Genomic DNA, 26,764 nt, shown 5'->3' on the forward strand with positions numbered 1-26,764 from the left:
GCGGACCATAGAAGCCTTATGTTTGAAGCGAGGATGAAGCCATGACACGTCTCGAACGTCTTGTAGAAATGGTCCGCGAACTGTCGCCTGAGGAGTTCGACACCTTTGCGGCCTCGGTGGAAGAACTGCGCGCCGAGCGCTGGGATCGAGAGATCGAACACGATTCGGCAGCAGGACAACTGGACAAACTCATCGAGGGCGCGTTGGCATTGGCATCTCACGCGGGTGCGCGAACGCGGCCGCTGTGAATCACCACACGACACCGGAGTTCTGGGCTTGTGACAACCCTCTTCCAGAAGCGGTTCGCAAACTCGCCGACCGTAACTTCGATCGCCTGAAGGCCGATCCCCAGAATCCATCTCTGCACTTCAAGCAGATCGGCAAGGTCTGGTCGGCGAGGGTCGGCATTGGACATCGGGCGCTTGCCGTCCGGTCGAGCGAGGACTGGATCTGGTTCTGGATCGGCTCTCATGCGGATTACGATAAACTGATCACTCGATGATCGCTGTGTGCTGGAGGCATGTGGTCCCGCCGCATGACCCAGGAACACAGGGTCGTCTACGCCGTTGTCGGCATGGGAGAAGACCAGACGCTGGTCGTCCTGCAATGCCGCTACCATTACTGACGAGGGCCCATGGTATCCGAGACTGAAGGCAATCGAATCAAGCCGTTCCGCCAGCGCCTCGTTCGCCTCTACTACGGCCGCGATACCGCCGCGATCCGCTTCCAGTTCACGCTGATGGTGATCGACATCGCGATCATCGGCTTCTTTCTCGCCGGACCCTATCTGCGTGATCGTCCGAGTTACCTGATCCTCGACTACATGATTGCCGCCTGGATCGCGGTGGAGCTGATTGCCCAATGGTCGGCGTCCTGGTCGACGCGCCGCTTCCTGATGCGGCCGATGACCTGGATCGATCTTTTCGTGCTGGGCACGCTGCTCTTCCCGCAATGGCTGTTCAACTTCGCCTTCCTGCGCGTGGCGCGCATCTGGGCCGTCGCCCAGCGACCGGTCTTCAAACTGATGCTGAACCGGCTTGGCCTGAAGGAGCAGACGGATGTCGTCACCGCCTTCATCAATCTCTTCGTCTTCCTCTTTCTGGTAACCGGCTTCGTCTACACCTTCTTTTTCTATCGCGAAGATCCCGGCACCGGCTTCATTGATGCGATGTATTTCACCGTGGCGACCGTGACGACGACGGGTTTCGGTGACATCACGCTGCCCGGCACCTTCGGCAAGTTGACGTCGATCGTCACCATGATCATCGGTATCTCGCTCTTCGTGCGGCTCGCCCAGGCGATCGTCCGCCCCAACAAGGTGACCTTCCCCTGCCCGCAATGCGGGCTTCAGCGACACGACGTGGACGCCGTGCACTGCAAGGCCTGCGGCCATGTGCTCAACATTCCCGATGACGGCGCCGTCTGATCGTCAAAGCGACTTGCGGAAACAGACGACCCGCTGGGTCTCTTCGAAGCCCAGTGCCGCATGCATGGCATGGGAGACGGTATTGTGGATCTCGGCATCGGAAGCGAGTTCGCTCAGGCCTTCATCCTTCGCCCAATCTGTAACGGCCGCGACGAGGCTCGCCGCCACGCCTTGCCGACGGAAAGACGGGTCCACCACAATGCCCTCCAGGAAGGCCACCGGCGAAGTCTCGCAGCCATTGACATGGTCCGACCGCACACTGGCCTCGGCTAGCCCGATTGCGTTGCCGGTGGCACTCACACAAAGGAAGGCGACAAGCTTCTCCGGCTGTGCCAGCGCATCGACGATTTCCGTCCGGTGTCCCTCAAGCGACAGATGCGGCCAGAGCTGATGGCGAAGGGATGCCCAAGCGTCGAGATCCTCTTCTGTCGCTCGCCGAACCCGAAACCCGGTCATGACAATCGCGCGCAAATGCCATCCAGCGGCCCGAGGCGGATCTCTCCGTCGACTACCGAGCCGGTCAGACCGGGCATCGGAAACACCTCGCGCACGCCATGCCCCTTAGGCAAGCCGATCTCCTGCGGGCCCCGGCGGAGATTGAAGACGAAGAGCAGCCGGTCGTCGCCCTTAGAGCGAATGAAGGCCAGCACATCCTCATTGGTCGCCAGAAACTCCATGTCCCCGTCGATCAGCGCCGGATGGCTTTTGCGGAAGGCAAGCGTCGCCCGGTAGTGGGGGAGCACCGAGCCGCCGTTCCTCTCCTGCACATCGACCGAAAGCGCCTGATGCTCCGCCGGCACCGGAAGCCATGGCTTGCCCGTGGAAAAGCCGGCCTGCGTCTTGCCCTTCTCCCAGACCATCGGCGTGCGGCATCCATCCCGCCCCTTGAAGGCAGGCCAGAAGCGGATGCCATAGGGATCGCGCAGATCCTCGAAGGCAAGCTCTGCCTCGGGCAGGCCAAGCTCCTCGCCCTGATAGAGGCAGATGGAGCCGCGGAGAGCCGAAAGCACTGATATGGCGAGCCGCGCCACAGCCTCCCGTTCCTGCGGCTGCTGGACGAAACGGCTCACATGCCGCGTAACGTCGTGGTTGGAAAAGGCCCAGCAGACCCAGCCGTCCTTCACCTGTTTCTGGAAACTCTCGACGCAGTGGCGGATATGGCTCGGCGTGAAGTCTGGCCCCAGAAGGTCGAAGGTGTAGCACATGTGCAGCTTGTCGCCGCCGGAGGTGTAGGCGGCGACAGTCTTCAGGGAACGGGCGCCATCGCCAACTTCGCCCACGGTCGTGCGGTCCGGATACTGGTCGAGCAATGCTCGGAAGCGCTTGAGGAACTCGATATTCTCAGGCTGCGTCTTGTCATAGAGATGGCTCTGCATGCCATAAGGATTGACGTCGGGCGCATCGAGCCCGGCATCCTCGCTGTCGGGCACATGCGGAGGGTTGTCGCGCAGTTCCTTGTCGTGGAAGTAATAATTGACCGTGTCGAGCCGGAAGCCGTCGACCCCACGATCGAGCCAGAACCTTACCGCGTCGAGCACGGCATCCTGGACCTCCTTGTTGTGGAAGTTGAGATCAGGCTGCGAGGCGAGGAAGTTGTGCATGTAATATTGCTTGCGCACCCCGTCCCACTCCCAGGCGGGGCCACCGAAGACCGAGAGCCAGTTATTCGGCGCGGTACCATCGGGTTTGGCGGCCGCCCAGACATACCAGTCGGCCTTCGGATTATCCCGGCTCGCGCGGCTTTCCTTGAACCAGGGGTGCTGATCGGACGTGTGCGAGATCACCTGGTCGATGATCACCTTGAGCCCAAGCCGCTTCGCCTCCTTCATCATCGCGTCGAAATCGGCAAGCGTGCCGAACATCGGGTCGACGTCGCAATAATCCGACACGTCGTATCCCATGTCGGCCTGGGGCGACGTGAAGAAAGGCGAGAGCCAGATGGCATCGACGCCGAGCGAGGCGATGTAGGGCAGTCGCTCGATGATGCCCTTGATGTCACCGATGCCGTCGCCATCCGTATCCTGGAAGGAGCGCGGATAGACCTGGTAGATGACGGCGCCCCGCCACCAGTCGGCCGCATTGGATCGGGGGGATTGAGCGGGTGACTTCGTCATGGGCGGATCCTTTGAGCGGGAATCGTCAGGTCGCGCCTAGGGAATCGGGTTCGGAGACCGATGTCAAACACCCCTTCTTCGACTGACATCAGACTGTAATATTGGACCCGCATAAGGCGGTCAGAGCTTCAGAGGGTGAATCGCCGCTCCGGCGGCCGTTCGGATGAGGGCGGACACGCCATGCCGAGACTGACCATCGTGACCGATGCCTGGCACCCTCAGGTCAATGGCGTTGTCCGCTCGATCGAGACCACCAATCGCGAACTGCAGAAGATGGGCGTCGAGGTCTCGATGATCACGCCGGCACCCTTCCGCAGCGCCCCAATGCCAACCTATCCTGAGATCCGCCTGTCGCTCGTCACACCGCGCCGCATCGGCCGGATGCTGGAAGAGCAGCAGCCCGACTACATTCACATCGCCACAGAGGGCCCGCTCGGCCTGATGGCCCGTCGCTGGTGCCTCAAGCACAAGCGTGCCTTCTCGACGACCTATCACACGCGCTTTCCGGAATATGTAGCGGCCCGTCTGCCGGTGCCGCTTTCCTGGCTCTATGCCTATGTCCGCTGGTTTCACAATCGCGGCGGCGCCTGCATGGTGGCGACCGAAAGCCTCAGACGGGAACTGGCAGCACAGGGTCTCAACAATCTTTGCCTCTGGAGCCGTGGCATCGATACTAGCCTGTTTTACCCCCGCGAAAAATCTGAAAAACCTTTCGGCCTGCCCCGTCCGATCTTCATGACGGTCGGTCGCGTCGCGGTGGAAAAAAACCTGCCGGCCTTTCTCGATCTCGACCTGCCGGGATCCAAGGTGGTGGTGGGTGACGGCCCTGCCCGTGCCGACCTTCAGGCGCGCTATCCCGACGTGCATTTCACCGGCATGAAACATGGCGAGGATCTCGCCCGAGCCTATGCCGAAGCCGATGTCTTCGTCTTCCCCTCGAAGACCGACACCTTTGGCAACACCATCCTCGAAGCGCTGGCCTCCGGCGTCCCCGTCGCCGGTTATCCCGTGACCGGCCCCGTCGACATCATACCGTCCGGCTCCAATGCCGGCGCCATGGATCGCGACCTGCAAATCGCCTGTATCGCGGCCCTTCAGGCCTCGCCCCAGGCCGCACGACGGCTGGCCGAGACCTATTCCTGGGAAGCGGCCACTCAGCAGTTTTTCGACAATGTCGTGGAAGCGAAAGAGCAGCGCCGCAGGCGTGGTCTCAGGCAGCGCTTCGGGATCCGCCCGCAAGACGCGGACAGCTATCAGGCACCCGCAACCGAGTGAGACTGCCGATCAGCGGCGCCGCTTACGGCCCTCGAACGGGTTCTCGCCCGCCTTGAAGTGGATGCGGATCGGCACGCCCGGCATATCGAAATCGGCGCGCAGACCATTGGTCAGATAGCGCACATAGCTTTCCGGCAGCGCGTCGGGGCGCGTGCAGGAAATCATGAACGCCGGCGGACGAGCCTTGACCTGCGTCATGTATTTCAGCTTCAGGCGGCGGCCGGAAACGGCCGGTGGCGGATGCTGGGTCGTGACACTATCCAGCCAGCGATTGAGCTTGGCCGTCGAGATGCGCTTGTTCCACACCTTGTCGGTGTCGACGATGTTCTGCATCAGCTTGTCGAGGCCGTAGCCGGTCTGGCCGGACATCGGCACGGCGCGGATGCCGCGGGCCTGCGGCAGAAGCCGCTCGGTCTTTTCACGCAAGTCGGCCAGGACCGCCTGCGTATCTTCGACGAGATCCCACTTGTTGAAGGCAAGCACGGCGGCACGACCTTCGCGGAGCACGAAATCGACGATCTGGATGTCCTGCTTTTCGAAGGGAATGGTCGCATCGAAGACGATCACGACGGTCTCGGCGAAACGGACGGCGCGCAGCGTGTCGGCGACCGAGAGCTTCTCGAGCTTTTCCTGCACGCGCGCCTTCTTGCGCATGCCGGCGGTGTCGAACATCTTGATGGTGCGGCCGCGCCAGTCCCATTCCACCGAGATCGAATCGCGTGTGATGCCGGCCTCAGGCCCGGTCAGCAGACGATCTTCGCCGAGGAAGCGGTTGATCAGCGTCGACTTGCCGGCATTCGGACGACCGACGATCGCGACGCGCAGCGGCTTGGTGTCGTCGTATTCGGGTTCGAACTCTTCGTCTTCCTCGCCCTCACCCTCGGTCAGGACGACATCGGTTTCCGCCTCGTCGTCGGGCTCGGGGAAGGCGCGATCCTCGCCGATCGCTTCGACGATGGCGTCGCGCAGGTCGATCATGCCCTGGCCATGTTCAGCCGAGATCGGCACCGGTTCGCCGAGGCCGAGCGTATAGGCGTCATAGAAGCCTGAATCGGATCCGCGTGCTTCCGACTTGTTGGCAACGAGCACCACCGGCTTGCCACGACGGCGCAGCATTTCGGCGAGCGTCTGGTCGACGGGCGTCAGGCCGAACTTGGCGTCGACCACGAAGAGTGACAGATCCGCCTCGTCGATTGCCATTTCCGTCTGGGCGCGCATGCGGCCTTCGAGCGTGTCGGCGCCGGCCTCTTCGAGACCGGCAGTATCGATGATGGTGAAGCGCAGATCCACAAGCTTGGCATCGCCCGGACGGCGGTCGCGGGTCACACCCGGGGTGTCGTCGACCAGCGCAAGCTTCTTACCGACGAGGCGGTTGAAGAGCGTGGACTTGCCGACATTCGGGCGCCCGACGATGGCGACTGTGAAACTCATGGGAACGCTAGCTTTCCGGCCTTAAGAGGCCTTGTCGTTGTTACGGCGCCTTGCCGGAGGCCTTGATGTTGTCGAGCAGCATCTGGGCGCGGTTGGCGACATTGCGCGGGGTTTCCGCATCTTCACTGATCTGTTCGAACCATTCGCGGGCACGGACCATGTCACCGGCCTTGTATGCGGAGAGGCCCAGCGCTTCGCGGGCAGCGTGGCGCATGGCATTGGTCGGCGTTGCCATCGCCTCGACGACCGCCGAGACATCCTCGTAAGAGCCCGTATCCACTAGCAACCATGCGGCGCGAACCTTCGCCGTGTTGCGCACGGCCTCCGGGATCGAGGCATCGTCGCCAATCGTCTTGAAGGAGGCAATGGCGCCGGCCGGGTCACCCTTTTCGGCCAGAACAGAGGCGCCACGGAAACGGGCGAGCACGCCATAGGCGCCGTAGCCCTCCTGCTCCAGCGCCTGGAGTGCCGCTTCCGCCTCGTCGCGCTTGCCCTGGTCAGCCAGATTGAGCGCCGCGAGGAACTTGTCGCCGGCATCCGAGGCCTGGGTGCTGTCCCAATGCGTCCAGAGGCGATGACCGGCCGTGCCAAGCACGATGACGACGGCGACACCGATGATCCAGCGGCTGTAGCGCTTCCAGGCATTGCGCACCTGGTCGGAGCGAAGCTCCTCGTTCACTTCGCGGATAAAGCTGTCGTTCTGGTCAACCATTCATACTCCCGGACGTCGCCGGCCTTTCGATGCAGTCTATCATGCGTGAGCGGCCTTCTAGCCGATTTTTGCCCGCTTGTAAGGGGAAAACCGCCAACAGCCTTAAGCCGTCACATGGTGAGCGGCGCAACACCGATCAACAGTTTGTGCAGCCACATGGTGATGACGGCCCAAGCGACGATGCCACCGACCACGGCAATCGCATCGAAGCGCGCCGAGACGAAGGGCTTGAGCACCAGTTCACCCGCCCGCACACGGCGCTTGTAGCTGATGCGCAGGACGACGCCCCAGGCCAGAAGCGCGACGAACAACAGCACGGATGCGAGATCGCCATTGGCGAGCAGGTGAGCGGCGGCCCAGATCTTGATGGACAGCACGATCGGGTGCTTGGTCTTGGTGGCGATATGTCCGGCCGGCAGAAAACCGGCCACCAGACAGATCATCGCAAACAGCATCAGCGTCGTCGTAAGGTGGTTCATGCCCATCGGCGGGAACCACAAATTGACGACAGGGGCCGTGGCATAGCCCCAGATCAAGACGACGAGTGACACGAGGCTCATCACCGAATTGATCACCCGCCAGCCCGTCTCGCCGAAGCGGTCGATCATCGACATCCGGAAACCGGGCGCGACGACGCGGATGAGATGGGTAGCCAGAAACAGGATGATGCCGAGAATGAGAAGCGTCATGGGTCAGAACCTTTCAGGTCGAGTTGCCCAAAGCCTTAATGGTCCGGCGATCGAATTTCCAGAGCGTTCAAAGCTTCGCCGCATTTGGATGGGAGGCAACGAACCCTGTTGATTGCCGGGTAGTTGTTGATGTTTCGTAGCCTGATTGCCATTTCCCTCGCCGCAATGGCGACCACCGCGCTCGCCGAAGCGCCCGCCCCTGCGGCAAAAGGCGCGGATGAACAGAGGCCGAAACAACTGCTGCTCGTCTCCTTCGACGGTGCGCATGACAACAGGCTCTGGGCGCGCAGCCGCGATATCGCAAAGCGTGCCAATGCGAAATTCACCTATTTCCTCTCCTGCACCACCCTGATCCCGCGCGCCCGTGCCAGCGACTACAAAGCGCCAGGCATCAAGGCGGGGCGCTCGAATATCGGCTTTGCCATGAGCGCGGAGGAAGTCGGCAACCGGCTCGACCACATCTGGAAAGCGCGCGACGAAGGCCATGAGATCGCCAGCCATACCTGCGGCCATTTCGACGGCAAGGACTGGAGCAAGGCGGAATGGCTGACGGAGTTCGACGCCTTCGACCGGGTTCTGGCGAATGCGTGGAGGGATAACGGCTTTGCCGATCGCGAGCCGGATGGCTGGGCAGACTTCGTTGACAATGACATCACAGGTTTCCGCGCACCCTATCTCTCGGCACCCGAGAGCCTGTTTCAGGCCTTGCGCGAACACGGCTTCCGTTATGATGCAAGCATCGTCACCCACGACCCGACACTGCCGGTCGAAAAAGGCGGACTGGCCCGTTTCGGCCTGCCGTTGATTCCGGAGGGTCCGAGGGAGCGACGCATCATCGCCATGGACTACAATCTCTTCATCCGCCATTCCGCCGGAATCGACCACCCGTCAAAGGCAAACGAATTCGCCGAGCGCAGCTACCAGGCCTTCCGTGGCGCCTTCGACCGGCAGTATGACGGCGAGCGCATTCCCCTGCAGATCGGCCTGCATTTCGTCGAGATGAACGGTGGCGCCTACTGGATCGCGATGGAACGACTGGTAACGGAGGTCTGTCCCCTGCCCGATGTCGCCTGCGTTACCTATGCCGAAGCGCTCGACATGCTGGAGGGCCGGACCAATCCGGCGGCGGCACCCGGCGCCATGTGATACCCCCCGTGATCGTCATGTGATCGGCATGTGATCGCGTGACGCATTTACTTCGCGGCTGACAGACCCGATATGCCGGGGCAAACATCTCGGGGAAATCCATGAAAATCCTGTTCCTCCTTGCCTGCGCCTGCGTGATAGCCGCCACCATCGGCGCTGTCGCCATAGGTCTGTCGCTGTTCACCCAACCGGAAGCCTATGCCGCCGTGCCTGCGGGCTTCACCTCGCCGGTTTCCGTGTCGCCGAACTTCGGCTAACGACCTCCTTCATCGCAAACACAAAGGCCGCACCGGTTTCCCGGCGCGGCCTTTGCAACTTGGTCGCGTTGGCTCGGTCTCAGTAGGGCCGATCTGCGGCAATCTCGCCCTCTTCTGCCTCGCGCTCGAGGTAGCGCTGGTCGATCGCCGGCAGTGGGGCACCATCGATGGCGGCCTCGAAGGCGGCGAGACGCTTGTGGATCGAAAGCAGTTCGATAATCGTCGACCAGTAGCTGACAAGATACTGGAAGCTGTCCGTCACCTGGCCGAAAGCGGTGGCGATCTGCTGCCAGACACCCATGGTAATCTTGCCGGCGACGATGGTCGGGATCAGGATGAAGGTCAGGAAGATCGCGTCGAGCTGACCATAGGTGAAGCGTGCGACGTTGAAATAGGTGTAGTGCCAATACATGCGGAAGTAGTTGCGCCGCACGTTCGTGAAGAGCTCGCGCACGGTGACAGGTTGCGCACGCTCGGCATTGTCTTCGCCATAGACCAGCTCCTTGCGGAAGGCGGCTTCAACGCGCTGGTTGCGGAACTGCAGGCCCGGCAGCTTGATGCCGGCCACCATCAGCAGCACCGTGCCGAACAGCGACCAGAAGATCGCCAGCCAGAACAGCGCATGCGGCACGGCCCCAATGATCGGCAGTTCTGTGACATTCTCCGACATGCGGAAGAGAATCGGCAGAAAGACGACCAGCGTCATGACCGAGTTGATCAGCGCAACACCGAGGCCTTCCAGGATATTGGCAAAACGCATCGTGTCTTCCTGCACACGCTGCGAGGCGCCTTCGATGTGGCGCAACTGGTCCCACTTCGACAGGTAATAGTCGTTCATCGCATTGCGCCAGCGGAAGACGTAATGGTTGGTGAAGAAGGCGGTAAAGACGGAAAGCGTGACGCCGACCATGCCGATTTCGAGGAAGCGCAGCTGCAACTCGTAGAGCTGGCCGGCAGTGACCGTACCGTCGCCGTTGAGCGCCTTCTGGAAGAGATCGAAGAAGGGGCCCCGCCAGTTGTTGACCGCCACCGAGATCTGCACGCTGAAATAGGCAATGAAGATGATGAAGGCCGATCCCCAGATCGACCATTTCGTCCAGGGATGATCCTTGGCGAGGACCTGCCAGACACCACCGAACATCACCACGAAAATAGTGAAGTACAGGTAGAACCAGAGGTTGTCGGGCGTAAAGAAGAAGGCGAGCCCGACGGGCGGCTGCTGCCCTTCTGCCAGCGGCGGCAAGCCGATCGCGGCGCCGATCTGCGGGCCGACGGTATACCAGACGATGATGCAGACGAGCGTCCAGACAGCGGCTGAGGTGAAGAACAGCTTGGGCTGCGGAAAGAAGGAGTGAAACACGCGGAAAACCTTCGTGTGGGAGAAGTCCTGTAGAGCCTGGCGGAACCTAGGGCAGAAGGTTCCGCCCAGCAATGGCATCGCCAAATTGTGGCAGAATTACCCCCGCCAAAATTAAGGGTCTGTAAGGTTGGCGTTAGGTGATGCGGTCTCAAGCTTTTCTTGCCTCCTGCCCAAAAATCGCTAGGGAAGTCGCAAAGCTTATTCAGGAGTGCCACATGAGCGATCTCAGCCTGCAGCAGGCCATCGACAACATCTACACCTCGATCAACAACGACAACGAAGAGATCGATCTTCACATTGCCGCCCTGAAGGCCGCGATGGCGAAGGAAGGCGTCAAGGAAGCCGTGTTTGAACCGTCCAAGCTCGCGCAGTCGAACCGTCAGGGCCGCAAGATCATGCAGTCCTATTTCAAGAAGAAGGGCGTCGCCGTCGCCTTTTCGAAGGCCGATTAAGACGGAACAGAAGCCAAGGCGCTCGCCCTAGTCGGCGAGCGTCAAAACCAGTGGACCATTCTTGGTCACCACGATCGTGTGTTCGAACTGCACGGTCGGCGCGCGTGGCTCGCTGTAGAGCGTCCAGTTGTCCTTGTCGCCGTCCTCGGCCCATTGTCCGCCGAGCGAGAGAAACGGCTCGACGGTAAACACAAGCCCCTCCTCCATGATCCGCGTCTCATCCGGATCCGGCCAGGTCGAAAGCTCTGTTGGTTCCTCATGCAACGAGCGGCCGACGCCGTGGCTCGCAAGATTGGTAATCAGCGTGTAGCGGTTCTTCTTGGCAAAGGCGCCGATCGAATTGCCGATATCGGCGAGCGGACGGCCGGTCTTTACCTGGTTCAAGCCCACCCAAAGCGCCCGCTTTCCGTCGCGCAGCAACCGTTCCTGCTTGGCTGTGCCTGGTGGCACGATGAAGGACGAGCCGGTATCGCCGAAATAGCCGAGCTTTTCGCCCGACACATCAATGTTGACGAGATCGCCGGCCTTGATCACCCGGTCGCCCGGAATGCCATGGGCGATCTCTTCATTGACCGAGATGCAGGTCGCACCGGGAAACTGGTAGCAAAGCTCAGGCGCAGACTGGGCGCCATTGTCCTCGAGCACCTTGCGCCCGATCAGATCGAGTTCACGCGTCGTGATACCCGGTTCAAGCGCTGCAGCCATCGTCTTGACTGCCGTTGCACAGATCCATCCGATGTCTTTGAGACGCGACAGGTCCTCTTCGGTTTCAACGATCATGGCGTTCCTTCAACGGCTCTTCGACGGGGATAAGCGCTGCCTTAGGCGGCAGACGCTGTCTCCGTCAACGCTTTCCGAACCAGCGGTGCGACTTTTGTTCCGAAGAGTTCGATCCCGCGCATCAGTTCCTTATGCGGCATCGGCCCGATCGCCATCTGCATCAGGAACCGGTCATTCTTGAAGATGCCGTGCATGGCGACGATCTTTTCGGCAACGGCTTCCGGATCGCCGACGAAGAGCGCTCCACGCGGGCCGCGCGAGGCATCGAACTGCGCCCGGTTGGTCGGACCCCAGCCGCGCTCGCGGCCGATCCGGTCCATCACCACCGCCTGCGGCGCGTAGAAAATGTCGGCCGCAGATTCGGTCGTGTCGTGGATGAAACCATGCACGTTGATGCTGGTCTTCAACTGCTTCGGATCGACACCGGCCTTGGCGGCACTCTGACGATAGAGATCGAAGAACGGCGCAAAGCGATGCGGCTCGCCGCCGATGATGGCAAGGCCGAGCGGCAGGCCGAGATAACCGGCGCGCGCTGCCGACTGGGGCGTGCCGCCGATTGCGATCCACAGCGGCAGCAGATCCTGCAGCGGACGGGGATAGACGCCCCGCGCTTGAAGCGGCTTGCGGGTCTGGCCTTCCCAGGTCACCACCTCGTTTTCACGGATTTCCATGAGCAGCTGCAGCTTTTCAGCAAACAGCAGGTCGTAGTCTTCAAGGTCGTAACCAAAAAGCGGAAAGCTCTCGATGAAGGACCCGCGACCGACCATCATCTCGGTCCGACCGTTGGAGAGCAGATCGACCGTCGCATATTGCTGGAAAACACGCACCGGATCGTCCGAGGAGAGAACCGAGACGGCGCTGGTCAGCCGGATGTTCTTTGTCTGCACCGCAGCAGCCGCGAGGATCGTCGCCGGCGAGGACGCCATATAGTCCGGACGGTGATGTTCGCCCAAGCCAAAGACATCGAGACCGACCTCGTCCGCCAGCCGGATTTCCGCCAGAAGCTCGTCGACACGGCGCTTGGCATCGGCCCCCTTGTTGGCGGCATTTGGGTCGACATCGGCAAAGGTGTAAAGTCCGAGTTCCACGGGAAGACTCCTGATTGCGTGTGTTGGCTCAGACATAGAGATTTGCGGCTGCACACAAAAGGGCCCGCCATCGAACAGTGTGTCTCCCCGCAATTGCTCTGCAGCGATGAACGGCGTCGGCTGCGTCAAAAGGTCGTTGCGCCGGAACTTCCTTTAGGACTAACCTTTCCCTTCGCGGGCGCAACATCACGCCCGTGATCCATCGGCATCCGTCGAGAAGGAAGCATTCACATGAAAAGAACTGTTGTCATTACCGGCTCCACCAGTGGAATCGGCCTTGGAATCGCCCATGCCTTTGCCGCTGAGGGGGCCAATGTCGTGATCAACGGCTTCGGCGACGCCGCCGAAATCGAGAAGGCCCGCAAGTCTCTGGAAGCGCATGGCGGCAATGCGCTCTACCATGGCGGCGATATGACCAAGCCGGCCGAGATCGCCGACCTGATCGCCACCGCCGAGAAGACTTTTGGCGGCGTCGATGTGCTCGTCAACAATGCCGGCATTCAGCATGTCTCCCCGGTCGAGGATTTCCCGATCGAAAAATGGGACCAGATCATCGCGATCAACCTGACCAGTTCCTTCCACACGGTGCGCGCGGTCGTCCCCGGCATGAAGGCGAAGAAAAAAGGCCGCATCATCAACATCGCCTCGGCACACGGCCTCGTCGCCTCGCCCTACAAGTCCGCTTATGTGGCAGCAAAGCACGGCATTCTTGGGCTGACGAAGTCGGTCGCGCTCGAAGTCGCCGAGTTCGGCATCACCATCAATGCGATCTGCCCGGGTTACGTGCTGACACCGCTTGTGGAAAAGCAGATCCCCGATACGGCCAAGGCTCGCGGCATCTCCGAAGAACAGGTGAAGACCGAGGTCATGCTGCGCCTGCAGGCAACCAAGGAATTCGTTTCGATCGACGAGGTCGCTCAGACCGCCATCTTCCTGGCCAGCGACGCTGCCCGCCAGATCACCGGCACCTCGATCTCCATCGACGGTGGCTGGACCGCACAATAGACTTGAAAGATAACGCTGCGCCGCCCACCATTGGCAACATGGTCGGCGCAGCGCCGACGTCCACAGAATGGACGTCTCGAGGGGGACAAAAGACATACATGGCAGACCGCATTCGTTTCATCCTGAACGGCGAAGACATCGCTCTTGCAAGCCTCGACCCGACCGAGACACTGCTCGATTTCCTGCGCCTGAAGCGCAGGCTGACGGGCTCCAAGGAGGGCTGCGCCGAGGGCGACTGTGGCGCCTGCACGGTGCTGGTCGGCCGGCTGGTCGGCGGCAAGTTGAGTTATGAGACGGTCAATGCCTGCATCCGCTTCGTCGGCTCGCTGCACGCCACCCATGTGGTGACGGTCGAACACTTGGCGGCAAAGGACGGCACGCTGCACCCGGTTCAGCAGGCCATGGTCGACTGTCATGGCTCGCAATGCGGCTTCTGCACGCCGGGCTTCGTCATGTCGCTCTACGGGCTTTGGCTGACCTCGGAGAACCCCAGCCGTGCCGAGATCGAACGTGCACTGCAGGGCAATCTCTGTCGCTGCACGGGTTATGAGCCGATCGTCAAGGCGGCCGAACAGGTCGGCCAGATCCGCCCGTCCGCCCTCTTCGACCCGCTGGAACGCGAGCGCGCCAACATCATCGCGAGGCTGGAAGAACTTGCGACCCGCGAGACGATCGCGATCACAGGCCCCGATGGCCGGCGCCTCGTCGTGCCCGGCAGCGTCGAAGGTCTGGCCGAAACGCTCGCCGCCCATCCCAAGGCGACAGTGGTTGCCGGTGCGACCGATGTCGGTCTCTGGGTGACCAAGCAGATGCGGGTGCTCGACCCGGTCGTTTTCATCAACCACATGGAAGACCTGCAGAAGATCACCGTCACGCCCGAAGGCATAACAATGGGCGCCGGCGTCAGCTACTCCAGCGCTCTGGACGTCTTGAGAAAAGAGATCCCCGCATTCGGTCGCCTGATCGAGCGCATCGGCGGCCAGCAGGTTCGCAACATGGGCACCATTGGCGGCAACATCGCCAACGGCTCGCCGATCGGCGATAGTCCGCCAGCCCTCATCGCGCTTTCCGCCACCGTCACGCTACGCTCGGCCTCCGGCACCCGCACCATGCCTCTCGAGGACTATTTCATCGACTACGGCAAGCAGGACCGCCAGTCGGGCGAATTCGTCGAAAGCATGTTTGTGCCCCGCCCGAAAGCTTCGAGTCACGTCGCCGTCTACAAGATCTCCAAGCGCCGCGACGAGGACATCTCGGCCCTCTGCGGCGCCTTCCATGTGGAAGCGGATACGGCCGGTACCGTGACCCATATCCGCATCGCCTTCGGCGGCATGGCGGCAACGCCGAAGCGCGCCCGCGCCGTCGAGGCAGCCCTTTACGGCAAGCCCTTTACGCAAGCGACCGTGGAAGCCGCACGCGATGCCTTCGATGTCGACTACAAGCCGCTCACCGACTGGCGCGCAACAGCCGAATATCGCCAGCTGACGGCGAAGAACCTGCTCACCCGCTTCTTCCTGGAAGTCTCGGGCACCCCGCAGGAACTGCAGCGCTTCGCGACGGAGGAGGCGTGATCATGGATAAGGCGACCTACGAGACGACGAAATACATCAAGGGGCCGATGCACCAGTCGCTGAGGCATGATTCAGCGCACAAACATGTCGCCGGAAGTGCCGAATATATCGACGATATTCCCGAACCATCAGGCCTCCTGCATGGCGCACTCGGCATGGCGGATCGCGCCCATGCGGAGATCCTATCGATCGATCTTTCGGCGGTGAAATCCCATCCCGGCGTCGTCTGCGTGCTGACGGCCGACGACATCACCGGCGTCAACGATGTCTCCTCCGGCGGCCGCCACGACGAGCCGCTGATTGCGACCGACAAAATCGAATTCCACGGCCAAACCATCTTCGCTGTCATCGCCGAGACCCGCGACGCAGCCCGCAAGGCCGCCCGCCTCGCCAAGGTGGAATATCGCGACCTGCCCTTCTGGACCGATATCGACGGTGCGCTGGACAATGGCAGCCCGCTCGTTACCCCGGGCATGACACTGAAGCGCGGCACGCCGGAGACCGAGCTCGACAAGGCGCCACACCGCATCCATAGCTCGATGCGCATCGGCGGCCAGGAGCATTTCTACCTCGAAAGCCATATCGCGCTCGCCATTCCCGGCGAGGACGACGATGTCACCGTCTGGTCCTCGACCCAGCACCCCTCGGAAATCCAGCACATCGTCGGCCATGTGCTCGATATCCCGTCGAACGCCATCACCGTAAACACACGCCGCATGGGCGGCGGCTTTGGTGGCAAGGAGACGCAGGGCAACCAGTTTGCGGCGCTCGCGGCACTTGCTGCCAAGAAGCTGAAGCGCGCGGTGAAATTCCGCCCCGACCGCGACGAGGACATGGGCGTCACCGGCAAGCGCCACGACTTCAAGATGGATTTCGACGTCGCTTTCGATGATGACGGAAAGATCCATGCGATCGAGGCCAACTTCGCCGCCCGCTGCGGCTATTCCTCCGACCTCTCCGGCCCTGTCACCGACCGCGCGCTCTTCCATGCCGATTCGAGCTATTTCTATCCGCATGTGAAGCTGACCTCGCAGCCCTTGAAGACCCACACCGTCTCTAACACCGCCTATCGCGGCTTCGGCGGGCCGCAGGGCATGCTCGGGGCCGAACGGGTGATCGAGGAGATCGCCTATGCGCTGGGCAAGGACCCGCTCGAGGTCCGCAAGGCCAATTTCTACGGCGAGAAGGGATCCGGCCGAGACGTGACCCCCTACCACCAGCAGGTGGAAGACAACATTATCCTGAAGGTCGTCGAGGAGCTGGAAAACTCCTGCGACTACCAGGCGCGCCGCCAGGCGATCATCGACTTCAACAAAACGAGCCCGGTCATCAAGAAGGGCATTGCCCTCACCCCGGTGAAATTCGGCATCTCTTTCACCATGACCGCCTTCAACCAGGCGGGCGCGCTGGTGCATATCTATCAGGACGGCTCGATCCATCTGAACCATGGCGGCACCGAAATGGGCCAGGGCCTCTATACCAAGGTCGCCCAGGTCGTTGCCGACTGTTTCCAGGTCGATGTCGACACGGTGAAGATCACCGCAACGACGACCGCCAAGGTACCCAACACCTCGGCCACCGCCGCATCGTCCGGTTCCGACCTGAACGGCATGGCAGCCTGGGACGCCGCCCGCCAGATCAAGGAACGCCTGGTCGCATTCGCCGCTGAGAAATACGGCGTGCCAGCCTCCGAGGTCGAGTTCCTTCCCAACCGCGTGCGCGTTGGCGACCAGATTTTCACCTTCGGCGATTTCGTCAAGCAGGCCTATTTCGGTCGCGTCCAGCTGTCTGCGGCCGGCTTCTACAAGACACCGAAGATCCACTGGGACCGGGCTGCCGGTCGCGGCACGCCCTTCTACTACTACGCCTATGGCGCCGCCTGCACGGAAGTCTCGATCGATACGTTGACGGGCGAATATCTGATGGACCGCACCGACATTTTGCATGATGTCGGCAAGTCGCTGAACCCGATCATCGACATCGGCCAGATCGAAGGTGGCTTCGTGCAGGGCATGGGTTGGCTGACGACGGAAGAGTTGTGGTGGGACGGCAAGGGACGCTTGAGGACCCATGCCCCCTCGACCTACAAGATCCCGCTCGCCTCCGACCGGCCGAAGATCTTCAACACGCGGCTGGTGCCTTGGTCTGAGAACGCCGAGCCCACCATCGGACGCTCCAAGGCCGTCGGCGAGCCACCGTTCATGCTGGCGATCTCGGTCCTGGAGGCGCTGTCGATGGCGGTGGCCTCGGTTGCGGATTACCGTGTTTGCCCGAGGCTGGATGCGCCTGCGACTCCGGAGCGGGTACTGATGGCCGTGGAAAGGTTGAAGCGGGCGTGAAAGCTCAGCGCAGCGCGGATCGCATCAGGTAGAGCATGGCTGCCAGGATCAGGATCGGCAGCACGAGCAGCTTGACCAGATAGGCCGTTGCAATGCCGATCGAGGCGGCAAACAGATCCGTCGAGATCGCGACGCCATCGCGGATGATCTGCGCATTCGCTGCCGCCGTGGCCGCCATGTCGGAAGCGGCCTGCAGGGTGCCCGTGAATGCCGTGCCGAGACGGTCAAACATGCCGTCCTCTGCCGGCGGGATCCGATCGGTGGGTGTAAGGGCGCCAGCCATTCCTGCGGCCTCGTCATCAAGGCCCACCGCTGCATGCTGACCGCGCATTTGATCGAAAACCTCGGTCGCATGGGTCCAGGCCCGATCCGTGATCGCATCGCCGGCATAGAAGGCGATTGTATAGGATGCCGGCAACAGAACGGCGCCGAGGACACCAAGCACCATGACCGACCGCGTCAGGCGCTCCAGCATCGGCGGTACCCGCCGGGCGGTCAGCGTCATGCCGGCACAAAACAGCGCGCAGGCCGCAAGGCCGATGGAGGCAACCTTCGCAACGGGCACCAGCACCAACGACAGGATGCCGGAGACGATGGCAAGCCCGAACAGCAGGTCGACCATCCGCTCGATTGTGTTGATCACGGGCTGCAGCAACTGGCCGGGGCTCGCGGTAACGGAGGCGACGCCCACCCCGCCGGTAACATCGGCATCGCGGGCCACGCTCATCACCGAGTTCGCAACCCGCAAGGTCGTGTAGAGCGCGCCGCTACCGAGCGTGACGTCGCGGCTGAACCGAGCGGCGACATCCGCCAGCGGATTGACGAGGAATAGCGCCCCGGCGAAAGCCGCCACAAGCAGCCAGACGATCAAGCCTTTGGTTCTGGTCATTCCCGCTCCCAAGCCTCTCATGCCGAACCATAACACGGCTGACATGTTACGGGCGTGCTTAAACCTTGGTGGATTAAACCCGAAGCCCCGCTGTCCAGTTCCCACTGCCTGGTGCTAGGATCAGCCCATGATCACTGTCGCCACCCTCCCCGCCTTCCTCGTCTCCCATCCTGACGCCATTCTCGTCGAAGTCGTCGAGGCCAAAGGCTCGACGCCGCGCGAGGCCGGCACGTTGATGCTGGTGGCCGAAACAGCACTCTGGGGCACGATCGGAGGCGGCTATCTGGAGTTCATGGCCATCGACTGCGCCCGCAGGGTAATGGCGGGTGAAACGGCGCAAACCGAGCTGGATGTGCCGCTCGGCCCTGAAATCGGCCAGTGCTGCGGCGGGCGGGTACGTCTGTCCCTCCGCAGGATCGATCCGGCCGTCCGGGAGGCACTGTTGCAACGCCTCGCCGGAGAGCGGGCGCATTTCCCCGAAGTCATGGTCTTCGGCGCTGGCCATGTCGGCCTCGCGCTAGCCCGGGCACTCGCCCCTCTCCCGCTGAACGTCACACTGATTGACTCGCGACCGCAGATCGATGGCGACGTACCCGAAGGCATCGCCTTCCGCCGCGTCGCAATGCCGGAGGCGGAGGTCGCGAAGTTGAAAACCGGCGGTGCCGCCGTCATCCTCACCCACGACCATGCATTGGATTTCCTGATCGCAAAGGAAGCGCTCGGTCGTACCGACCTCGCATATGTCGGCATGATCGGCTCAAAGACCAAGCGCGCCACCTTTGCCTCCTTCCTGGAGCGAGAGGGAACTGGCCGGGCGGCAATCGGCCGGCTTGTCCTGCCAATTGGTGGCAGCACGGTGAAAGACAAGCGTCCGGCGGTGATTGCAGCGATGGTGGCGGCCGAATTGCTTGCTGTGTTGCTCCCCTGAAGCGATATCCGAACAAGCGGAATCACATCTGCAGAATTGCGTGCCAACCTGCTCTATCCATTGACTTTCCATTCACAGGGCCCCGGACCGCATGCGATCGAGCAGCAGCCTATGTGACTCTTCCAGCCGACGCTGCATGTCACCCTTGGCCTCCAACCCCACGTCACGTCGCAGGTCATCCGGCAACGCGTCTACGGAGAACCGCCGACGCCGTTTCCGCCGCGAGAGGGTTTCCCGCAGCCATTGTTTGATACCCTCTGATCCGGGCATGAACCGTCCTATCGCGGACACCATCTCTGCCTCCACGCGCATCAATTCGTTTCTATCTGATGCGCAGATAGTGCCGCCGATTGCCCGCCGGATCCAATTCAATTACGCTGGCGATGGATAAAGAGAGTTGATCCATGAAGCTGTCGCGCCAACTGCCGCTAAACGCCCTTCGTGTCTTTGAGGCCGTGGCGCGCCTGTCGAGCTTCACAAAAGCCGGCGACGAGCTCGGCATGACCCAGACGGCGGTCAGCTACCAGATCAAGCTCCTGGAGGAGCATTTGGGAGAAAGGCTTTTTCTACGTTTGCCACGCCGGATAGAAATGACCGCCACCGGCGAACGTCTCCTGCCAAAGGTGTCCGAGGCCTTCACCTTGCTCCAGGAAGCGATGTCAGGCGCAGCACGCGGCGACGACGAGATCCTTGAAATCCACTCCTCGCCCACATTCGCGTCGCAATGGCTGGCCCGCACCCTCGGCGGCTTTCAGTTGCAGCATCCCAACATTGCCGTGCGCCTCTTGCGCGGATCAACCCTCACGGACTTCAACCGTCAGACGGCCGATGTCGCCATAAGAGTCGGACGGGGCCCTTGGCCTGGCCTCACCTGTCGCGAATTGATCAGGCTTGCCTACACGCCCATACTCAGTCCGAAGCTTGCAGACACGATAGGCGGGGTCAACGAGCCTGCAGACCTTCTGAAACTGCCATGGATCAGTCATGATGATCTGCGTTGGCGCTACTGGTTTCAGCTTGCAGGCCTTGAGGCACCGCCAAAATCCGCGCGCAGGCTCGATGCCCTCGGAGTGCTTGATCTCGAAGCAGGTGCCGCCCTTGCCGGCCACGGTGTGGCAATGCTGAGCCCGTTCTATGTGCAGGATGATCTGTTGTCGGGCCGTCTGATTCGCCCCTTCGACATCAGCTGGACCGACGACAACACTTATTGGCTCGTCTACCCACAGACACGCGGCAACCAGCCCAAAATCAAGGCCTTCGAGACATGGCTCACGGCCACGCTCGAAGCCGAAAAAGCACCCTGATTTCACAGACTTCTCGGCAAGAAAAGAATCTCTGCATAAATCGCCCTTCAAGGCCCTCCCCGTGTTCGCGAGGGCTTCCCTTGCAGCGCAATATTTTCCACACTGTCCGGCCGGGAGGACGAAAGGGGAATTCTCTGATGTATGAATACGCGATCGCCTGGGAATGGCTGAACTTTGCTGTCCGCTGGCTGCATGTGATCACGGCCATCGCCTGGATCGGCTCGTCCTTCTATTTCATCGCACTTGATCTCGGCCTGGTGAAGCGCCCGGGCCTGCCCGTCGGCGCCTATGGCGAGGAATGGCAGGTGCATGGCGGCGGCTTCTACCATATCCAGAAATATCTGGTCGCGCCCGCCTCGATGCCGGAGCACCTGACCTGGTTCAAATGGGAAAGCTACGCCACCTGGCTATCGGGCTTTGCCCTGCTGGCCGTGGTCTATTACGGCGGCGCCGATCTGTTCCTGATCGACCGCACGGTGCTCGACATCGAGCCCTGGCAGGCGATTGGCCTGTCGCTGGCGTCGCTCGCCGTCGGCTGGATCCTGTATGACCTCCTTTGCAAGTCGCCGCTCGGCCGCAACACCTGGGGCCTGATGGCTATCCTTTATGTCGTGCTGATCGCCATGGCCTGGGGCTATACGCAAGTGTTCACCGGTCGCGCCGCCTTCCTGCATCTGGGCGCGTTTACCGCCACCATCATGTCGGCGAACGTCTTCTTCATCATCATCCCCAATCAGAAGATCGTCGTCGCCGACCTGATCGCCGGCCGCACACCCGATCCGAAATACGGCGTGATCGCCAAGCAGCGCTCGCTGCACAACAATTACCTCACGCTGCCCGTCATCTTCTTTATGCTGTCGAACCACTATCCGCTGGCCTTCGCCACGGAGTTCAACTGGATCATCGCAGCCCTTGTCTTCCTGATGGGCGTCACCATCCGCCACTGGTTCAACACCACCCATGCCCGCAAGGGCAAGCCGACCTGGACCTGGCTGGTCACGGTGCTGATCTTCATCGTCATCATGTGGCTCTCGACGGTGCCAAAGGTGCTGACGGGCGAGGAGGAACAGGCGCGCCTTTCCACGCGTGAACAGACCTTTGTTGCAAACGGCCATTTCGAAGCGGTGCGCGATGTCGTACAGGGCCGCTGTTCGATGTGCCACGCAGCCGAACCCGTCTGGGAAGGCATTGCGCGGGCACCAAAGAACGTGAAGCTCGAGACGGACGGCGAGATCGCCGCCCATGCCCGTGAAATCTATCTCCAGGCCGGCCGCAGCCATGCCATGCCGCCCGGAAACATAACCGACCTCTCGCCCGAAGAGCGCAAGCTGCTCGTCGCCTGGTACGAGACGACGGTTGAAGGCAAATGATGACAACTGAGACCCTGATCCGCGGCCGCCTCCTCTCTTTCAACCGAGCACCTGAGCATGCCGGCGACCGCGAGAGCTATCTCTATGAAGAGGACGGCGCGCTGCTGGTCCGCGATGGCAAGATTGCTAGCGCCGGCGCCTATGCCGATGTGAAGCCCAAGGCCGGCGCTGATGCGACCGAAATCGACCATCGCCCGCATCTGATCCTGCCCGGCCTGATCGACTGCCATGTGCATTTCCCGCAGATGCAGGTGATCGCCTCCTATGCCGCCAATCTGCTTGAATGGCTTGATACTTATACGTTCCCCGAGGAATGCCGCTTTGTCGAAACGGCCCATGCCGAGCGCATCGCCACCCACTTCTTCGACGAATTCCTGCGCCAGGGCACGACCACGGCGGTTGCCTATTGCTCCGTACACAAGGCCTCTGCCGATGCCTTCTTCGCCGAGAGCCTGAAGCGCGGCACGCTGATGATCGGCGGCAAGGTCATGATGGACCGCAACGCCCCTCAGGGCCTGCTCGACACACCGCAGCTGGGTTATGACGAGACGCGCGCCGTGATCGATGAGTGGCATGGCAAGGGCCGCAACCACGTTGCCATCACCCCCCGTTTCGCGATCACCTCGACGCCCGAGCAGATGGCGATGACGCAGACGCTGGCGGAAGAATTCCCCGACCTGCATATCCAGACGCATCTGTCCGAGAACCACGACGAGATCCGCTATACCTGCGAGCTCTATCCTGACGCCAAGGACTATACGGACATTTATTCCCGCTACGGGCTGCTGCGGAAAAAGGCGCTCTTTGGCCATGCGATCCACCTGTCGGATCGAGAGGCGGATGCCATGTCGGAAAGCGGTGCGGTCGCGGTCCACTGCCCGACCTCCAACCTCTTCCTCGGCTCCGGCCTCTTTCCGCTGAAGGCGATGAAGCGCCGCGAAAAGCCCGTCACCGTAGCGGTCGCCACCGATATCGGCGGCGGCTCCAGCTATTCCATGCTGAAGACCATGGACGAGGCCTACAAGATCCAGCAGCTGCTCGGCGAGCGTATGAACCCGCTCGAAAGCTTCTACCACATGACGCTGGGCAATGCCGTGGCGCTCGATCTGGCAGACAGGATCGGCACGCTGGAGGAAGGCACGGATGCCGATATCGTCGTGCTAAATGCGGCCGCAACCCCGGCCATGCGGCTTCGCATGGAAACGGTCACCTCGCTTTCGGAGGAACTCTTCCTGCTGCAAACGCTGGGCGACGATCGTTCGGTGGTCGAAACCTATGTCGCCGGCAAGGCATCGAAGCCCCAATCCGGCCTTTGAAGTAGCCCCGAGGGAGGGTGCGGATCCATGCTGTTGACCAACCTCGCGCTCGGCACGCTGATGATTTCACTGACGGTGGTCATTCACACCTTCGGCCTGATGGCTGTTACACATGTCATGGCCTGGGTCACCGACCGCATCCGCTTACATGGCCACAGAAGCCATATGCTGGCCATGAACACGGTCGTCATCGGTGTCTTTGCGGTTCTCACAGCCGAAGTCTGGCTCTGGGCCGCCGCCTATAGCCTGCTCGGCGTCGTCGACGATTTCGAGACCGCCCTCTACTTCTCGACCACGACCTTTTCCACCGTCGGCTTCGGCGACGTGGTCCCGCATCCGGAATGGCGCATGCTGGCAGCTCTCGAAGGTGTCAACGGCTTCCTGCTGATCGGCTGGTCGACCGCCTATCTTATCGCTGCTGGCATGCGCGTCGGCCCCTTCAAATCCGGCGAGCACTTCTGATGGCCCACTGTCGTCAATCCCGAAAGGCATGAACTCATGGCTCCGATTCTCGAAATTTCCGACCTGAAGGAACTGGCTCGCAAGCGCGTGCCAAAACTCTTCTTCGATTATGCCGACAGCGGCTCCTATACCGAGAGCACCTATCGCGCCAATGAGAGCGACTTTGCCAGGATCAAGCTGCGCCAGCGCGTGCTGGTCGACATGAGCGGCCGGACGCTCGAAACGACTATGGTCGGCGAGAAGGTGAAAATGCCCGTGGCGCTCGCACCGACCGGCCTGACCGGCATGCAGCATGCCGATGGCGAGATGCTGGCAGCGAAGGCGGCAGAAGAATTCGGCGTGCCCTTCACGCTCTCGACCATGAGCATCTGCTCGATCGAGGACGTCGCCTCCGTCACCACCCGCCCCTTCTGGTTCCAGCTCTATGTCATGCGTGACCGGGACTTCGTGATGAACCTGATCGAGCGGGCCAAGGCGGCCAAATGCTCGGCCCTGGTTCTCACCGCCGACCTGCAGCTGCTCGGCCAGCGTCACAAGGATATCAGGAACAGCCTTTCCGCCCCGCCGCGACTGACGCCGAAACACCTCTTCCAGATGGCCATGCGCCCGCGCTGGTGCTGGAACATGCTGCAAACCCAACGCCGCACCTTCCGCAACATCCAGGGCCATGCCAAGAATGTCTCCGATCTTGCATCGCTCGGCGCCTGGACCAACGAGCAGTTCGATCCCAAGCTGTCCTGGAAGGATGTCGAATGGATCAAGAAACAGTGGGGTGGCAAGCTGATCATCAAGGGCATTCTCGACGTCGAGGACGCCAAGATGGCAGCAAAGACAGGCGCTGACGCGATCGTCGTCTCCAACCATGGCGGGCGCCAGCTTGACGGGGCGCATTCCTCGATATCAATGCTACCGAAGATCGTCGACGCCGTCGGCCACAAGATCGAAGTGCATATGGATGGCGGCATCCGCTCCGGCCAGGACGTCTTGAAGGCGGTAGCGCTTGGAGCACGGGGCACCTATATCGGCCGCCCCTTCCTCTATGGCCTTGGCGCCATGGGCAAGGACGGTGTGACCAAGGCGCTTGAGATCATTGCCAAGGAGATGGATGTGACCATGGCGCTCTGCGGCAAACGACAGCTTGCCGATGTCGACAGGTCGATCATCGCAGAAAGCCCGTTCTGAGCGGCCTCAGACGATCCAGCCGCTGGAGAGCGCACTGACCCAATCCATCATGCCATGGCGGCGCGCAAGCTCTGCCATGGCGAGATTGTCGTAGCGCACCAGCCGAAAGCTCGGCTGCCAGCCACGCGGCGCATTCTCCAGGATTGCATAGCTGGCAAAGGGCGTACCCGCCTGAGCCTTGTGATAGACAGGCACATCGTAGTCGAAGCCGGGGCAGCCGACACTGCCGGGATTGACGATCAGCCTGCGGTCGCTGAGTTGCACGGCACGCGGAATGTGGCTGTGCCCACAGAGCATAAGCGTCGCATCGATACCGTCCGCCAAGGCTTCGATCTCGGCCAGCGGCTTCAGGTGGAAGATGCCGTCGGCCGACAGCGTCTCGGTCCAATAGGTGTTGTCGTCCCCAGGCGTGGCGTGACAGAGAAAGACATCATCGCCGAGGCGCGCCGTTTCCGGCAGGCTCCTGATCCAGTCGAGATGCGCCGGCAACAATTGCGGATAGCTCGGCCTCTCCCAGTCCCCCATCGCCTCGAAGGGCCGATCGATGAGCGCTCGATCATGATTGCCGCGCACAGTCAGTGCGTTGAGAGGCATCAGCAGATCGGCGGTGAGCCCTGCCTCGAGCGGCCCCGAGAAACAATCGCCCAGGTTGACGACCGTATCGATCCCTTGAGCCTTGATATCCGCCAGCACCGCTTCGAGCGCCAGATGATTGCCGTGAATGTCGGCGATCGCCGCAAACCGCATACTCAGCTTCCGCGATAGGTGGAATAGCCATACGGCGAGAGCAGAAGTGGCACATGATAATGCGCCGTGGTGTCGGAGATGCCAAAACGGATCGGGATCACGTCGAGAAAGGGCGGATCCGTGAGCGTGGCTCCCGTCCCCTTCAGATAATCGCCGGCATGAAAGAGCAGCTCGTATTGCCCGATCTGGAATTCCTCGCCGATCAGCATCGGCCCGCCATCGACGCGCCCGTCGTCATTGGTGAAGACCGTCTTGATCAGCTCTGCCTCCTCGCCATTCATCCGCATCAGCTGGATGCGAAGTCCCTGGGCGGGCTTGCCGAGGGCCGTGTCGAGGACATGGGTGGTCAGGCCGGTCATATCTGGGGCTCCCGAATCACGAAGGGGGTCTCGAAGAAGAACTCCTCGAGATTGTTGCCGGGTCCGTCGCGATCCACAACCAGGAAATCGCTGACCTCGCCGATCGCCATCAAGGGATGGTGCCAGGTGTTGCGGCGATAGTTCACGCCCTGATGCGGCGCGGCGAGAAACACCTGCGGCGCACCGGGCTTGCCGTTCTCGTCAGGCGATACCGCGACAAGGAACTGTCGACCGGACAACGGTGAAAAGCTCTGGCTGCCGAAGGGATGGCGCTCCATCATGCCGATCTCATAGGGAAAGGCCCGCGGCTGTCCACGGAAGATGTTGACGATCACCCGCGCCCCCTCGCCCGCAGTCTCTGGCGAAAACAGGCCGTGAAACCGCTCGGTCGTGCCGCCATTGATCAGCCGCATGGTCGAGGGATCGGCTTCGATGACATCGCCGAAAGGCGCGAAACTTTGAGCCGTCAAGGGACGGATGGAGAGCTCGATGGGCAAAGGGGTCATTCTCCCTGGAGATGCGGGTGGCAGCATGTCGGCGGCAAGAGCTGTTTTCCAGCCAT

The 26,764-nt window shown here is 61.7% G+C and carries 29 protein-coding genes; 17 read left to right on the forward strand and 12 right to left on the reverse strand.

Translation table 11 applies throughout. The features are described 5' to 3' along the window. Positions 1 to 41 precede the first annotated feature (41 nt). Genes GH983_RS12895 through GH983_RS12910 form a run of 4 tightly spaced genes read left to right on the forward strand, consistent with a single transcriptional unit; the run spans position 42 to position 1,426 of the window. On the forward strand, positions 42 to 248 hold the full coding sequence (locus GH983_RS12895) for a hypothetical protein (protein WP_069043608.1): 207 nt from the start codon (positions 42 to 44) through the stop codon (positions 246 to 248). Continuing rightward, the gene (locus GH983_RS12900; RefSeq protein WP_153762593.1) at positions 245 to 502 is read left to right on the forward strand and encodes a hypothetical protein; all 258 of its coding nucleotides are present in this window, start codon (positions 245 to 247) and stop codon (positions 500 to 502) included. The genes GH983_RS12895 and GH983_RS12900 overlap by 4 nt, the downstream gene beginning before the upstream one ends. 33 nt (positions 503 to 535) lie before the next feature. Then, positions 536 to 625, forward strand: a complete 90-nt coding sequence (locus tag GH983_RS12905) for a type II toxin-antitoxin system YoeB family toxin (protein ID WP_371418348.1) — start codon at positions 536 to 538, stop codon at positions 623 to 625. Positions 626 to 634: 9 nt separating this feature from the next. Beyond that, positions 635 to 1,426, forward strand: a complete 792-nt coding sequence (locus GH983_RS12910) for an ion channel (RefSeq protein WP_054148456.1) — start codon at positions 635 to 637, stop codon at positions 1,424 to 1,426. A gap of 3 nt (positions 1,427 to 1,429) precedes the next feature. Here the strand turns inward: GH983_RS12910 and aac(6') are convergent, their stop codons facing one another. Together aac(6') and GH983_RS12920 are read right to left on the reverse strand one after the other, a co-directional pair. Further along, positions 1,430 to 1,882 carry an aminoglycoside 6'-N-acetyltransferase gene (gene aac(6'), locus GH983_RS12915; protein ID WP_153762595.1) on the reverse strand — a complete coding sequence of 151 codons (453 nt, stop codon included), beginning with the start codon at positions 1,880 to 1,882 and terminating at the stop codon, positions 1,430 to 1,432. Further along, a complete protein-coding gene (locus tag GH983_RS12920) occupies positions 1,879 to 3,540 on the reverse strand; it encodes an alpha-glucosidase family protein (protein WP_153762596.1) in 1,662 nt (553 codons plus the stop codon). The genes aac(6') and GH983_RS12920 overlap by 4 nt, the downstream gene beginning before the upstream one ends. A gap of 180 nt (positions 3,541 to 3,720) precedes the next feature. On the opposite strand from GH983_RS12920, the gene GH983_RS12925 reads away from it, so the two are divergent. Further along, positions 3,721 to 4,815: a glycosyltransferase family 1 protein gene (locus GH983_RS12925; RefSeq protein WP_054148453.1), complete on the forward strand. Its 1,095-nt coding sequence runs from the start codon at positions 3,721 to 3,723 to the stop codon at positions 4,813 to 4,815. A gap of 9 nt (positions 4,816 to 4,824) precedes the next feature. Here GH983_RS12925 and der read toward each other — a convergent pair whose 3' ends face one another. From der to GH983_RS12940, 3 genes are all read right to left on the reverse strand, one after another. Next, a complete protein-coding gene (der, locus tag GH983_RS12930; protein ID WP_054148452.1) occupies positions 4,825 to 6,246 on the reverse strand; it encodes a ribosome biogenesis GTPase Der in 1,422 nt (473 codons plus the stop codon). 40 nt (positions 6,247 to 6,286) lie between these two features. After that, positions 6,287 to 6,958 carry a tetratricopeptide repeat protein gene (locus GH983_RS12935; protein WP_153762597.1) on the reverse strand — a complete coding sequence of 224 codons (672 nt, stop codon included), beginning with the start codon at positions 6,956 to 6,958 and terminating at the stop codon, positions 6,287 to 6,289. 110 nt (positions 6,959 to 7,068) lie between these two features. Continuing rightward, positions 7,069 to 7,647, reverse strand: coding sequence for an NnrU family protein (locus GH983_RS12940; RefSeq protein ID WP_153762598.1), 579 nt, complete (start codon positions 7,645 to 7,647; stop codon positions 7,069 to 7,071). Positions 7,648 to 7,776: 129 nt separating this feature from the next. Here GH983_RS12940 and GH983_RS12945 point away from each other — a divergent pair, with 129 nt between their 5' ends. Together GH983_RS12945 and GH983_RS12950 are read left to right on the forward strand one after the other, a co-directional pair. Further along, a complete protein-coding gene (locus GH983_RS12945) occupies positions 7,777 to 8,793 on the forward strand; it encodes a polysaccharide deacetylase family protein (RefSeq protein WP_153762599.1) in 1,017 nt (338 codons plus the stop codon). A 101-nt stretch (positions 8,794 to 8,894) separates the two neighbouring features. Continuing rightward, positions 8,895 to 9,050, forward strand: coding sequence for a hypothetical protein (locus GH983_RS12950; RefSeq protein ID WP_153762600.1), 156 nt, complete (start codon positions 8,895 to 8,897; stop codon positions 9,048 to 9,050). Positions 9,051 to 9,129: 79 nt separating this feature from the next. On the opposite strand, the gene sbmA is transcribed toward GH983_RS12950, so the two are convergent. Continuing rightward, entirely contained in the window at positions 9,130 to 10,410 is a 1,281-nt protein-coding gene (gene sbmA, locus GH983_RS12955; RefSeq protein ID WP_054148448.1) for a peptide antibiotic transporter SbmA, read from the reverse strand. Positions 10,411 to 10,625: 215 nt separating this feature from the next. Between sbmA and GH983_RS12960 the strand changes: the two genes are divergently transcribed. Continuing rightward, positions 10,626 to 10,862 carry a hypothetical protein gene (locus GH983_RS12960; RefSeq protein WP_069043603.1) on the forward strand — a complete coding sequence of 79 codons (237 nt, stop codon included), beginning with the start codon at positions 10,626 to 10,628 and terminating at the stop codon, positions 10,860 to 10,862. 27 nt (positions 10,863 to 10,889) lie between these two features. Here GH983_RS12960 and map read toward each other — a convergent pair whose 3' ends face one another. Both map and GH983_RS12970 read right to left on the reverse strand, forming a co-directional pair. Beyond that, positions 10,890 to 11,642, reverse strand: a complete 753-nt coding sequence (map, locus tag GH983_RS12965; protein WP_054148447.1) for a type I methionyl aminopeptidase — start codon at positions 11,640 to 11,642, stop codon at positions 10,890 to 10,892. Between the two features lie 41 nt (positions 11,643 to 11,683). After that, positions 11,684 to 12,730: an LLM class flavin-dependent oxidoreductase gene (locus GH983_RS12970; RefSeq protein ID WP_054148446.1), complete on the reverse strand. Its 1,047-nt coding sequence runs from the start codon at positions 12,728 to 12,730 to the stop codon at positions 11,684 to 11,686. A 231-nt stretch (positions 12,731 to 12,961) separates the two neighbouring features. Here GH983_RS12970 and GH983_RS12975 point away from each other — a divergent pair, with 231 nt between their 5' ends. The 3 genes from GH983_RS12975 to xdhB all read left to right on the forward strand — a co-directional run bounded on the left by GH983_RS12975 (position 12,962) and on the right by xdhB (position 17,645). Continuing rightward, on the forward strand, positions 12,962 to 13,735 hold the full coding sequence (locus tag GH983_RS12975) for a 3-hydroxybutyrate dehydrogenase (RefSeq protein ID WP_153762601.1): 774 nt from the start codon (positions 12,962 to 12,964) through the stop codon (positions 13,733 to 13,735). A 98-nt stretch (positions 13,736 to 13,833) separates the two neighbouring features. After that, complete coding sequence (gene xdhA, locus GH983_RS12980; RefSeq protein ID WP_153762602.1) at positions 13,834 to 15,306, forward strand: xanthine dehydrogenase small subunit; 1,473 nt, start codon at positions 13,834 to 13,836, stop codon at positions 15,304 to 15,306. 2 nt (positions 15,307 to 15,308) lie between these two features. Beyond that, a complete protein-coding gene (gene xdhB, locus GH983_RS12985) occupies positions 15,309 to 17,645 on the forward strand; it encodes a xanthine dehydrogenase molybdopterin binding subunit (protein WP_153762603.1) in 2,337 nt (778 codons plus the stop codon). A gap of 4 nt (positions 17,646 to 17,649) precedes the next feature. Here the strand turns inward: xdhB and GH983_RS12990 are convergent, their stop codons facing one another. Next, positions 17,650 to 18,534, reverse strand: coding sequence for a hypothetical protein (locus GH983_RS12990; RefSeq protein WP_153762604.1), 885 nt, complete (start codon positions 18,532 to 18,534; stop codon positions 17,650 to 17,652). A gap of 127 nt (positions 18,535 to 18,661) precedes the next feature. On the opposite strand from GH983_RS12990, the gene xdhC reads away from it, so the two are divergent. The 6 genes from xdhC to GH983_RS13020 all read left to right on the forward strand — a co-directional run bounded on the left by xdhC (position 18,662) and on the right by GH983_RS13020 (position 25,096). Continuing rightward, a complete protein-coding gene (xdhC, locus tag GH983_RS12995; RefSeq protein ID WP_153762605.1) occupies positions 18,662 to 19,462 on the forward strand; it encodes a xanthine dehydrogenase accessory protein XdhC in 801 nt (266 codons plus the stop codon). A gap of 404 nt (positions 19,463 to 19,866) precedes the next feature. Then, positions 19,867 to 20,766, forward strand: coding sequence for a LysR substrate-binding domain-containing protein (locus GH983_RS13000; RefSeq protein WP_153762606.1), 900 nt, complete (start codon positions 19,867 to 19,869; stop codon positions 20,764 to 20,766). A 137-nt stretch (positions 20,767 to 20,903) separates the two neighbouring features. Continuing rightward, positions 20,904 to 22,136 carry a urate hydroxylase PuuD gene (puuD, locus tag GH983_RS13005; RefSeq protein WP_153762607.1) on the forward strand — a complete coding sequence of 411 codons (1,233 nt, stop codon included), beginning with the start codon at positions 20,904 to 20,906 and terminating at the stop codon, positions 22,134 to 22,136. After that, complete coding sequence (guaD, locus tag GH983_RS13010; protein ID WP_153762608.1) at positions 22,136 to 23,452, forward strand: guanine deaminase; 1,317 nt, start codon at positions 22,136 to 22,138, stop codon at positions 23,450 to 23,452. The genes puuD and guaD overlap by 1 nt, the downstream gene beginning before the upstream one ends. A gap of 27 nt (positions 23,453 to 23,479) precedes the next feature. Next, positions 23,480 to 23,914, forward strand: coding sequence for a potassium channel family protein (locus GH983_RS13015; RefSeq protein WP_054148436.1), 435 nt, complete (start codon positions 23,480 to 23,482; stop codon positions 23,912 to 23,914). 36 nt (positions 23,915 to 23,950) lie between these two features. Next, positions 23,951 to 25,096, forward strand: a complete 1,146-nt coding sequence (locus GH983_RS13020; protein ID WP_069043594.1) for an alpha-hydroxy acid oxidase — start codon at positions 23,951 to 23,953, stop codon at positions 25,094 to 25,096. A 6-nt stretch (positions 25,097 to 25,102) separates the two neighbouring features. Here the strand turns inward: GH983_RS13020 and GH983_RS13025 are convergent, their stop codons facing one another. Genes GH983_RS13025 through GH983_RS13035 form a run of 3 tightly spaced genes read right to left on the reverse strand, consistent with a single transcriptional unit; the run spans position 25,103 to position 26,708 of the window. Further along, positions 25,103 to 25,843 (reverse strand): metallophosphoesterase, encoded by a 741-nt coding sequence (locus tag GH983_RS13025; protein WP_153762609.1) that lies wholly within the window; start codon positions 25,841 to 25,843, stop codon positions 25,103 to 25,105. Between the two features lie 2 nt (positions 25,844 to 25,845). Further along, positions 25,846 to 26,202 carry a hydroxyisourate hydrolase gene (gene uraH, locus GH983_RS13030; RefSeq protein WP_054148433.1) on the reverse strand — a complete coding sequence of 119 codons (357 nt, stop codon included), beginning with the start codon at positions 26,200 to 26,202 and terminating at the stop codon, positions 25,846 to 25,848. Continuing rightward, entirely contained in the window at positions 26,199 to 26,708 is a 510-nt protein-coding gene (locus GH983_RS13035) for an ureidoglycolate lyase (protein ID WP_194842715.1), read from the reverse strand. Before GH983_RS13035 ends, uraH begins: the two co-directional genes overlap by 4 nt. Between the last annotated feature and the right edge of the window lie 56 nt (positions 26,709 to 26,764).

Source organism: Agrobacterium sp. MA01, from assembly GCF_009650195.1.
In the GTDB taxonomy this organism is placed as follows: domain Bacteria; phylum Pseudomonadota; class Alphaproteobacteria; order Rhizobiales; family Rhizobiaceae; genus Allorhizobium.